This window comes from Klebsiella sp. S69 (assembly GCF_016516145.1).
Taxonomy (GTDB): Bacteria; Pseudomonadota; Gammaproteobacteria; order Enterobacterales; family Enterobacteriaceae; genus Klebsiella; species Klebsiella oxytoca.
In genome coordinates, this window is the sequence record NZ_JACVUU010000046.1 from 1 (window position 1) to 8,122 (window position 8,122).

The window sequence follows — 8,122 nt, forward strand, 5'->3', positions numbered from 1 at the left end:
TAACATAGCAAAAAAACAGTATGTTATCTGACGACTTCTTAATGCGACAGAGCCCCTTCAGGTTATTGTTTCTGACGAAAGTTAACGACCACATCCCATGCTGTTTGCTGTAGTGCGCGGGCTGTTTTTTCGTTCATAGCACTATCTACAGGAAGAGCCCCACCTACCGGTGACTTATTGTAGAGCGTGGCAAACAAAACACAGGCTGTCAGGTAAGTTCCTGCCAGCGAGGGATGGTTACCATCGCTGTGGTATAAGTTAATTTCCGGATTACGCTGAAGTGACTTTGCAAATGCAAGGCCGACAGGAGCAATATAGCCATTCGTTTGGTGGGCAATGTCAAGATAGGCTTTTTCCAGCTTTTCGGTCTGCTCCGGTTTATTTTTACTTGCCCACGTCATAAACCAGACGACCTTTTCATCCGCTTTATGCGCAATATCTGCCATTTTTATCGCCGATTGCGTAAAATACTCGCGGGTTGTGGCTTTTTTGGAAATAGCCTCGGTTGAGTTTCCCTGAAATACGACCACATCCCATTTCTGAAGCGTATTTTGAAACTCCAAGTTTGGGATATGCCATCCTAAGTGTCCTGTTGAGATGGTAATTCCACGATATGAGTAACCTTCGGCATTTTTTTCGGGTAATAGTGAGCGTGCGAGATCGCGCAGACGGGTATTTACGTTGTTGTTGTAATGGGTATAGGAGTTCCCATATAGTGCAACGGTTTTATTCGCACCACTCATTACTTCCTGAGGGGAAGTGGCTCTAGTAGTGTCAGCATGTGCAATCGTTGTCAGACACAGGTAACCAGTCAGAAAATAAAGTGTTTTTTTCATGTTTTGTATCCTCAAAAGTCGTAACGAAGCCCAGCAATGATCGCATCGTCATGGGTTTTCTTGTTTTGATTGGCGAGCTCTTTGACATAAGTCAGAGATAACCAAGTATCTTTCGCCAGTGTTAATTGCGTTTCAGCACGCCATCCTCTACGCTCAGCAATGTTCTTGTCGTCCTCATTAAGCGTGCTGTATCCTCCTAAAAATCTCAGTTTTTGATAATTCCATGAAACTAAGGAATCGAAACTTGTATAGTCATTATCTGATTTATTATCCCTTTCAATAGTGACTTTACCCACCGTTGTTGCGAGAGAAATATCGCCATAATCAAGCTGAAGTCCGCCTAAAAATTGCTTATGCTTTTTCCTGCCATCCGTCGTTTTAACGCCGTCTTTACGGTTATACTCGCTGGCGGCAATAGCTGGAGTTATTTTCAGGCCGGTTATGCTATAAGTTTTTCTGTAGCTGGCCATCATCCCATAACCCAGAGCGTCGTTATCGCTGTTACCGTTCCCCATCACGTATGCCAGCTGTATCTGGTGTCCATCAAATTCGCCATTCCACTGAAAGGTACCGTCCTGACGGTTAAACTGGTAAGAGTCATCTATTGTGGTGATACCATAGCTGTAAATATTTGGCGTAAAGTTTTTATAGCGATCGGTCATTCTCATGACCTGATAAAGTGGGTTTTTTGTACGCCCGCCGATTAATTCGCCATAATAGGCATGGGTAAGGCCCACGTAGGCATAACGAACGTCAAGGTCTTTATCTCCAGTTTTGTTATCGTCTTTCTCTGTCCTGACCTGCCATTCTACACGACCAACAATTTTTGTATCATCGATTAGGTCTAACTGACGGGTTAAATATAGTCCGAGGCGACCTCTGAGTTGGCTGCGAGAATCATTTTCCGCAAATGAGGCATCGCCATGTGCTAGCTGCCATTCTAAACGCCCATATATATCAAGAGTATTTTTTTTATCTTTATAAACATTCATCGCAGAGGCAGTGTAACTGACAGTCATTAAGATGATGACTATTGTTGCTTTTGTTTTAATATCCATAAAATCCTCGATCCAGAGAAAGCGTATTGATAACAGAGGTGGTGGTAATGATTTAATTTTCGTTTTTTTGCTTGTGATACTTTTAAGCTTAAAAAGTTTATGGATAAATGGGAAAAATATTTTCTCATGATAAATTGTGATCTTAAACACAAGTTAATTCGATAGTTGCGTTTTTACTTCATTTTATAGATAGTGCATGAACTAAAATTTTCAATTGACGATCCTGTGTTTTACTCTAATAACAAAATTTGTTAAGTTGCTCACATTTTTACTCTGTTGCTGCATAGGCTTTACGGGAAATGGATTTTCCCATTTTGTCAGCGAACTATTTGACGCACAATTAATGTCACTTAAGAAAGAATATAAAATGACGCTATTTGCTATTGAGTCATTATCGATCGTAACCACTATAGGAGTTTATGATGCGAGGTAGTCAAAGTTCGGTGTTCGATTCAGAACTCTATTCTTCCCTTTTTACACAAGCGGAAATGAAGGTTATCTGGTCGGATGAAAATCTGATTAGCTGTTGGTTAAAGTTTGAATCAACAGTCGCCCTGGTGCAGGCTCAACTGGGCGTTATTCCACAGCAGGCGGCGGATGATATTGCTGAGACCTGCCGGACTATTTCACTTGACTGGGACCGACTGGCACAAGAAACACGAATCGTTGGTATGCCAATAAAGCCGCTTATCGACCAAATTGCCAATACTGGTTCATCTATGGTAAAAAAATATCTCCACTGGGGATGTACGACGCAGGACCTTCTGGATACGGCTCTGGCGATGCGTCTTAACCAGACGCTGACGTTACTCCGGGAACAGATTATTAGTCTTGGAAATGTACTGAAAATAATGTCTGTCGAACATAAAAGTAGTGTAATGGTTGCCCGAACGAATTCTATCGACGCATCAGCGACTACTTGGGGACTACAGGCCAGTGGTTATCTTGGGGAACTGACGCGACACTTGCAGCGTCTTGACAGTCTGTTCACTACGGCGACGACAGGTTTATTTGGTGGTGCAGTGGGAAATCTGGCATCGGTTGGCGCACAAGGACTGGCTATCCGCAATAATTTGATGCGCGAACTGGGTTTATCCTGCCCCTCAGGGATCATGAATGCCAGCCAGGATAATGTGGTTGAAGTTGTACAGTTTTTCGCGCTTGTCCATGGAACTCTGTGCCGAATTGCGAACGATGTAGAGACGTTGGGCCGCACACCTATTGCCGAGCTACGTGAAGGAGAAGGAGGTGGTGGTTCCAGCGCGATGCCGCATAAAACCAATCCACGAGCAAGCAATATGATTCAGACCCTGTCCCGGATGGGTTGGATGTATGCTTCAGGTGCACCAAATCTTCTGGATCAGCATGATGTTCGAGCTGCTTCGGTTCGAGTACTGAACTGGACTTTGGTGCCGGAAGCTGCTCTTTGTCTCGCCACCAGCCTGGAGCGCGGTGAGCGCCTGATTCGTCATTTGGAAGTGGACACTGAAAAAATGCGTAACAACTTTGCGGCTTCACATCACTTTATTATGTCTGAATCAGTATCAATGAAGCTGGCAGAAAAAATTGGGCGTAGCGAGGGATATGATTTGTTGAAAAAACTGCTAAAAGAGGTGGATGGATCGCAGGATCTGTATGAATGTGTGATGGGTTGTCAGGAAATTAGAAGTTTATTATCTGAAGAGGAAATCCTCCGGGCATGTGAACCAAAAGCCTGGCTTGGTAGCAACGATGCTTTAATTGATGAGGTAATTAATGCATTTGACAGCCAGTTATCCAGCTCTATTGTCGGGCGATGCTAACACTATTTTTGTTCGTCCGGTAGCTAATCAGGTGCCGGATGAGAACGTATCAAAGAAGACGAAAAGTTCTTCCAGTTGTTCAAAATTACCTTCACTTTCACCTTTTTCATAGGCAAGATGTAGTGTTAACTCTATAAATGAAAATCCAATAATACGGCTTTTAAACACGGAGTGCGTATCACTGGGTAAAACAAACTGTAGGTTACAGAATTTCCCATAGGGGTTGGATTCTGAGTTTGTTATCAGTACTACAGTAGCTTTTTTATTACGAAATAACTCGGCTATGCGTAATGCCATATTATTGAATCGGTAATATGAGAAAACAATTAATACATCTTCACCAGACAAGTTGAGTAGTGATTTGGGTAATTCGCCAGCATCGAGCGATAGCAATATCACATTGTCACGGAAATATTTTACGAGCGTAACGAAATGCGTTGCCATTGCATGTGATGATGAGGGGCCAACAACAAAAATTTTACGATTGTCATCGAGAATGATGTTGATTAATTCATTAAGGCTTTTTATATCAATATTGTCTTTGAACCGTTCAAAAAGTGTGGTTACATTTTCATTAAACGCTGCTACCACCTGTTCAGTGGCTAAGTTGTCTCTAATTTGAGTACGTGTAGCCAACTCATACGGTGAAATCATTTTTTGCGCCGCCAGGGACTCTTCGACTACGTGACGGAATGCTGCATATCCGGTGAAACCTATTTTGTTCAAAAAACGACCAATGGTGGCTTTGCTGACCAATGCGTTTTGAGCAATATCGACAATACCATGATAGGGGATCTCATTAAAATGCTCACGTATATAATGATCTAAACGTTGTTCTGATTCTGTTAAGGCGGATAAATGTGCTGTATTAGATTTATATTTTTCCAGCGTTAATGGAGATTTAATGGACATGTTATGAACTCGTGACTGATTAATTCTAGTATTCAATATCTCATACTCTTAGTGATAAGTCGTAATGCTATCATGCAATGATAGTGAGGAGTTTGAATTATGGGATCGTGCGCACAATTTGTTGTGGGAAAAGCATTTTCTCATTTTTTGTCTGTGATGTGGAATTTATTCTATTGTCATCCAAAACACAGTTCACAATCGAAAACGAAGAATTTTCTGTATCTTACCTCGCTTCATAAAAGGACATCATAGATGATTGCATTTATAATCGCTATTGTGATTACCATTATTGCTGCATGGTTAATCATCAAGAACGTTCAGCCCCAGACAGCCCTTTTGCTGGCCGGGCTACTACTTTTGACTATCACCGCGATATTTTATCCTGAAAAGAGCATTCTTTATGAAAATGCCAAATCGACAGGATCCATCTGGCTCGATATCTTTGCTTTTGCCAAAGCATCTCTCGCCACACAAGTGGCTGGGATAGGTCTTATCATCATGTCGGCGGGTGGTTTTGCCAGTTACATGGATCACATTAAGGCATCGAATGCGATGGTTAATGTTTGCATCCGTCCCCTGCAGATAATTAAAGCACCCTATGTGATTCTTGCGCTTGGATATATTTGTGCTCAGTTGCTGCATGTGGCGATTTCCAGCGCAGCCGGGCTGGCAATGCTTCTGCTGGTGACGTTTTTCCCTGTTCTTGTGCGCCTTGGGGTAAGTAAAGCCGCGGCGGCGGCAATGATCGGTCTCTGCGCATTTATGGATTTGGGACCAGCGGTGGGGACTGCCAATCTGGCCGCCAAGCATGCGGGGATGGAAGCCGCGGTCTATTTTGCACACTATCAGATGCCTGTTGCGATTGCCGTGATGCTGACGGTTTCCGTTCTGATTTACTTCACCGCAAAGTATTACGATAAAAAAGAAGGACATTCTGTTACCGGTCAATCCGCCGAACTCACCGCGTCCGAAGATGACGGACGTCGGGCTCCGACTTTTTACGCCATCCTGCCAGTGTTCCCTGTCATACTGGTATTGGTATTCAGTCCGCTTGTCATTACCTCAATTAAGGTGGATGTCGTTACTGCTATGATCGTCGGCACACTTCTGGCTTTTGTCTGCGAACTGGCAGTGACCCGAGATTTTCGCTCAAGTTGTAAGGGAGTACAGAGCTTTTTTAAAGGAATGGGTAGCATGTTTACCAGTATTGTTTCGCTGCTGGTTTGCGCCGATATTTATGCCCAGGGAATGCAAAAAATTGGTGCAATAGACTATTTATTGAATGCTGTACAAAACGCAGGATTTGGTTTTGCCAGTATGACGCTGGTTATGGCCGCGCTGGTTGGGGTAACTGCCGTACTCACAGGTTCGGGTGTTGCGGCTTTCTTCTCCTTCTCAGGTATGGCCCCCTCCATAGCAGCGAAGTTCGGTGAAAGTGCTGTAAAAATGATCCTTCCGATGCAAATGATGGCTGGCATGGGCCGCTCTATTTCGCCTGTTGCCGGGATTATTATTGCCGTCAGTAAGACAGGAGAATGTTCACCCTTTGCCATTGTACGACGGACTCTGATTCCCGCAGTAGGCGGCATTATCGCCATGTTGGTTACCAACTATGTCATGTTCTGAATAAAGGTATAGGTACAGAAGTATTTTACTCACAGGAACGTTGTTATGTTGAATGAAGCAAGAGAAGAGCCACTTTATATTCCGTATGCAGGCTCGCTATTATTGGAGGCTCCTTTGTTGAATAAAGGGAGCGGTTTTACTAAAGCAGAACGAGATGCTTTTAATCTCCATGGTTTGATACCTTCATCGGTCGAAACTATTGAAGAGCAATCTCAGCGTGCTTGGCAGCAGTTTCTGGACATAAAATCGGATATTGCCCGCCATATCTACTTGCGTAATATCCAAGATATTAACGAGACGTTGTTCTATTATTTTGTTGAGCATTACTTACCCGAAATGATGCCCATTATCTATACGCCGGTGGTAGGGCTGGCCTGTGAACATTTTTCTGAGATGTATCGCCGTGCGCGAGGACTTTTTATTTCGTGGGAAGACCGTTTTAACATCGATGATGTTTTGCATAATGCATCCCGGCAGAATATCCAGGTTATTGTTGTGACTGATGGTGAACGTATTTTAGGGTTGGGCGATCAGGGTATAGGTGGTATGGGGATCCCGATCGGCAAATTATCATTATATACGGTATGTGGTGGGATCAGCCCGGAATGTACGTTGCCCATTTTTCTTGATGTGGGAACCAACAACTCTCGTTTGTTAAACGATCCACTTTACATGGGATGGCGTCATCCGCGTATCACCGGCGAGGAGTATTTTGAATTTATTGATCTCTTCATCCGTGCCGTGAAACGTCGCTGGCCTGATGTTTTACTGCAGTTTGAGGATTTTGCCCAGCAGTCAGCGATGCCGCTACTTGAGCGGTATCGTGATGAGCTGTGCTGTTTTAACGATGATATCCAGGGTACTGCTGCGGTAACACTTGGCGCGCTAATGGCCGCAAGTATTGCGACCGGGAGACGCATCAGTGAACAAACGGTGGTGTTTCTTGGGGCTGGGTCAGCTGGATGCGGTATTGCTGAACAGATTATTACACGTATGGTTGCTGAGGGGCTAAGTGACTCGGAAGCTCGCGGACGCATCTATATGGTCGATCGCTTTGGACTGCTAACGGATAACATGACTGACCTTCTTCCTTTTCAGAAGCAGTTATGCCAGCCACACATAGGTCTGAAAGACTGGCAGTGTGAACATGATGTTTGTGGCTTGCTGGATGTTATTCGATGTGCTCATCCGACAGTTTTGATTGGCGTAAGTGGTCAACCGGGTTTATTTAGTGAGGCAGCGATAACCGAAATGTATCGGCATTGCCAGCATCCGATTATTATGCCGCTATCTAATCCAGACTCATGTATTGAGGCTCGTCCTGAAGATATTTTGTCATGGACTGAAGGTAAGGCTATTATCGCTACAGGTAGCCCATTTAATCCTGTTCTGTGGCAGGGGGAATATTATCCGATTGCACAATGCAATAATGTATATATTTTCCCTGGTGTAGGGCTTGGTGTTTTGATATGCAATGCACGGCGAGTGACTGAAGGGATGTTAATGGCGGCAAGTAATACGCTAGCGGAATATTCACCCCTTGTTGCTCACGGTTCTGGGCCCCTGCTACCTGATATTTCTGATATCCAGATGGTAACAAAAAATATCGCAATTAGAGTAGCGCAGGCAGCCCAGAGAGATGGGGTCGCCTCAGAACTGTCAGAGGAGTTACTGTGGGAGAAAGTTGAGATTAATTTCTGGCACCCCGAGTACCGGCAGTACCGGCGCACTTCATTTTGACTGTTCAAAATGCCGACTTCGGTTGGCGTTTTGTTCCTTAGAAGTCATTCTTGTAAACCAAAGAATTAATTTTTCATCGGTACGGTAATATTGTGGTTCTGTCGCATTAAGAAGTCGTCAGATAACATACTGTTTTTTTGCTATGTTA

General features: G+C 43.9%; 6 protein-coding genes. 3 read left to right on the plus strand and 3 right to left on the minus strand.

Annotated elements, in window-relative coordinates; translation table 11 throughout:
* Positions 1–62: 62 nt before the first annotated feature.
* Complete coding sequence (locus tag IAE27_RS28690) at positions 63–836, minus strand: DUF4886 domain-containing protein (protein WP_200093328.1); 774 nt, start codon at positions 834–836, stop codon at positions 63–65.
* Positions 837–847: 11 nt separating this feature from the next.
* Positions 848–1,894: a porin gene (locus IAE27_RS28695; protein WP_227685336.1), complete on the minus strand. Its 1,047-nt coding sequence runs from the start codon at positions 1,892–1,894 to the stop codon at positions 848–850.
* Between the two features lie 422 nt (positions 1,895–2,316).
* Here IAE27_RS28695 and IAE27_RS28700 point away from each other — a divergent pair, with 422 nt between their 5' ends.
* Positions 2,317–3,696 carry an adenylosuccinate lyase family protein gene (locus IAE27_RS28700; protein WP_200093338.1) on the plus strand — a complete coding sequence of 460 codons (1,380 nt, stop codon included), beginning with the start codon at positions 2,317–2,319 and terminating at the stop codon, positions 3,694–3,696.
* Between the two features lie 27 nt (positions 3,697–3,723).
* Here IAE27_RS28700 and IAE27_RS28705 read toward each other — a convergent pair whose 3' ends face one another.
* Positions 3,724–4,608, minus strand: a complete 885-nt coding sequence (locus IAE27_RS28705; protein ID WP_200093330.1) for a MurR/RpiR family transcriptional regulator — start codon at positions 4,606–4,608, stop codon at positions 3,724–3,726.
* Positions 4,609–4,860: 252 nt separating this feature from the next.
* Here IAE27_RS28705 and dcuC point away from each other — a divergent pair, with 252 nt between their 5' ends.
* Together dcuC and IAE27_RS28715 are read left to right on the plus strand one after the other, a co-directional pair.
* The gene (gene dcuC / locus IAE27_RS28710; RefSeq protein WP_200093332.1) at positions 4,861–6,234 is read left to right on the plus strand and encodes a C4-dicarboxylate transporter DcuC; all 1,374 of its coding nucleotides are present in this window, start codon (positions 4,861–4,863) and stop codon (positions 6,232–6,234) included.
* A gap of 45 nt (positions 6,235–6,279) precedes the next feature.
* Positions 6,280–7,974, plus strand: a complete 1,695-nt coding sequence (locus IAE27_RS28715; RefSeq protein WP_200093334.1) for an NAD-dependent malic enzyme — start codon at positions 6,280–6,282, stop codon at positions 7,972–7,974.
* The last annotated feature ends 148 nt before the right edge of the window (positions 7,975–8,122 follow it).